Annotated in this window: 3 protein-coding genes; 2 read left to right on the forward strand and 1 reads right to left on the reverse strand. The window is 34.0% G+C overall.

Features of this window, described 5'->3' with window-relative positions; all coding sequences use genetic code 11:
• A partial coding sequence (locus HOG71_05490) for a hypothetical protein (GenBank protein MBT5990288.1) occupies positions 1-356 on the reverse strand: 356 nt, incomplete at its 3' end.
• A 283-nt stretch (positions 357-639) separates the two neighbouring features.
• Here HOG71_05490 and HOG71_05495 point away from each other — a divergent pair.
• Positions 640-1437: a DUF2797 domain-containing protein gene (locus tag HOG71_05495; protein ID MBT5990289.1), complete on the forward strand. Its 798-nt coding sequence runs from the start codon at positions 640-642 to the stop codon at positions 1435-1437.
• 72 nt (positions 1438-1509) lie between these two features.
• Positions 1510-3112 (forward strand): LamG domain-containing protein (locus tag HOG71_05500; GenBank protein MBT5990290.1); only part of this gene is annotated, 1603 nt, incomplete at its 3' end.

The following is a 3112-nucleotide window of genomic DNA, read 5'->3' on the forward strand; positions in this document are numbered from 1 at the left end:
ACAATCAAGATATTTCCCATAGTTTGAAAAATATCATTTAAATAATTTTTGGCGCTGGCTGTTTCAATTAGTTTAAGAGAAGAAGTTAAACTGGCACGAATGACCAAATAAACAAATAAGGCACCACCTAAAAACACCATCCCTGTTAAAATGTATATGATATCCTTCAGATCGATTATGACCAAGGTGAGTGCAGCAATATAAGCAAGGGTGAATGCTGCTATAAAATAAAGCAAAATCCGCCAAGACTTAAACATTTTACCTTCCTGAATACCTAGTAATTTTCGGGTAAGCTGTATGGAGAAAATCATGAAGACGATTCCCGCTGTAATCAAAAGTGATGATGCTATTTGCATGATTGAACAGTTTAGTTGAAAAAAATGATTTTTCGCATCTCTCGTCAGATGGCAATTTGCTTATCGAATAATCACATTTGAATTCAAATATATTTAATTCGGGATAGCGTTTGCAAAAAAAAATCACTAACAACTGATTATCTGCGTATTACACCGACTTGCAAAATCCATTTTTCTCAACTCTGGATATCATTTTTCAATTTATATTATTCAAATATATTCCCTCAAAATGCAAAGTGGATGATCAAAAAATCAATTGTATTTTTGATTAAAAATAGAAAACATGCAACTGTCTGGGAATATAATTAAAATGAAAACTGTACTCAAAAATGTAGTGGAGTATCAATTACCAATTGGACAACAGTTTTTACCATTAAACGATTTAATTGGACAAGAAATAAAGCTCAGTTACAATGGACAGATAAATTGTGTTAAATGTGGAAGACGAACCAAAACATCGTTTCAACAAGGATTTTGCTTCCCTTGCTTTCAGTCAGCACCCGAAGCAGATCCCGGGATTATCAGACCCGAACTTGATCAGGCACATTTAGGTATTTCAAGAGATATGGAATGGGCGAAAAAATACAGCTTAACCGAACATGTAGTTTATTTAGCCGTTTCCAGCGGACTCAAGATAGGTGTTACACGTGCAAGTCAATATACAACGCGCTGGATGGACCAGGGAGCAATTAAAGCCATTATTCTGGCAAAAACACCTTATCGTCAATTAGCAGGACTCATTGAAGTTGAACTCAAAGAATATTTTGCAGATAAAACCAATTGGCGACAGATGCTGTCCAATAAAATTGATGGGGACATTAATTTAGAAGAAGAAAAGAACAAAGCTGCTGGCTTATTATCAAATGATTTACAGCAATATTTAGATGAAGAAGATTATATAACAAACATTAGCTATCCGGTAAATCAGTACCCACAAAAGATAAAGAGTATAAACTTGGAAAAGAATCCTGTTTATAGTGGAACTCTTGCAGGAATTAAAGGCCAATATCTAATGTTTGAAGATCAACATGTCATTAATATTCGCAAGTATAGCGGCTATTTTATTGGTATAGACTACTAATTTCAAATTAGTTTTCTATTTCTATATTTGTTTTTATCAAACAATCAGTAATAAATTATTAAAGTGGATTTTATGCGTAGAGGATTTGGAATTATTATCAGTTTATCATTACTTCTTTTCAATATATTTTTTAGCACAAATTTGAGTGCCGATGAAGGCGATACAATCAAAGTTCAAGCTTTTGATTATAGTATGCGCGGCAATGTTAAAGAAGCATGGGTAGTTTTCCCTGATGAAAACACGAAATACGAGAAAGTATATATGTACTATAGCCTCAAGTGTGATCCATTAAATACTCCTTACAAATGTGGTGAATGGGACTACCTAACCTATACCTATGCATCAAAAAAAACGGGTAATTATCAGCTATTCCCAAATTTCAAGGTAAATGGAAATACCTATGACACTTTTCCCTACATGCTCACTCCTGCCTGGAATTATCAAACCTGGATTGAAAAATCATATGTTATAAATGATACAATTAGTTTAAAGCAAATTAATTCAGCTAATATAAATAGCGGATCAGAGAAAACTTTCCTGCAAGAAATGCCTTTTTATCGTATGCAGTATGTTTGGAAAGCAAGTGAACTCAAACAAATAGGTTTAGATTCCAATCTGATAAGCGGGATACATCTTTATTTAGGAAAGAATTATGGAGATATTGGAAGAATTGCCATACGGATTAAAAATACAATGAAAGACTCTTTGTTCGTTTCCGATGTTGAACAAGATGGATTCCTTTCGGTATTTGACAAATATGTAAACATTAGTACTGATGGATGGGTTTATTTTGCATTCAATACTAGCTTTAGTTGGGATAGTTTGTCAAATATCCTGATTGATTTCAGTGTAAGCAAAAACTTTAACTTACAGCCAATTCATAGTAAAATTGAAACAACTAACTGGCCTTCCGGTTTGGTATCTTCTTCAGCGGATTATGCACTTGACTTTGAAGGACCTGACTATATTGACGTTCCGACAGATAATTTCAACCAAATTGAAAATGAAATAACAGTTTCGTTATGGCAATATGGAGATCCAACAATTCAAGCGCAAAACGATCACGTTTTTGAAGCATTCGATGTAAATAACAAACGGGTAATCAGTAGTCATTTGCCATGGAGTAACTCAAATGTGTATTGGGATGCTGGTAATGATGGAGGCGATTATGATCGAATATATCAAACAGCCAATCCTGAAGACTATAAAGGGCAATGGAATTTCTGGACTTTTACCAAAAATGCAATAAGCGGTGAAATGAATATTTACCTGAACGCAAAACTTTGGCATTCAGGAAATGGGAAAAACAGAAAAATGAGTGGTATAACTAAATTCAGAATTGGTTCTAATGGAAACAATACCAGCAATTACGATGGACTGATTGATGAATTTAGTGTTTGGAATACTGTGTTAACAGAGGCTCAAATTCAAGAGCTCATGAATCACGAAGTTAATCCTTCGGCAAGCCATTATACTAGCCTTATCTATTATTATAATTGCAATGAAGGTCAGGGAGTATCACTTTCTGATAAGAGTCAACATCATGCACAAGCAAAAATGGATGGGCTTCCACAATGGACAGAACATTCAGCCGAAACTCAGTTCAAGAATTTTAAATCTGTAAATAGCAGGCCAATTATCATCATTGATCAAAGTAGTTATGGTGGTAATTATA

The sequence above is a fragment of the Bacteroidota bacterium genome, assembly GCA_018698135.1.
Taxonomy (GTDB): Bacteria; Bacteroidota; Bacteroidia; order CAILMK01; family JAAYUY01; genus JABINZ01.

Excerpts from the sequence above, each read along its gene's own strand:
- HOG71_05495 (MBT5990289.1), top strand. The coding sequence starts at position 640 with ATGCAACTGTCTGGGAATATAATTAAAATGAAAACTGTACTCAAAAAT.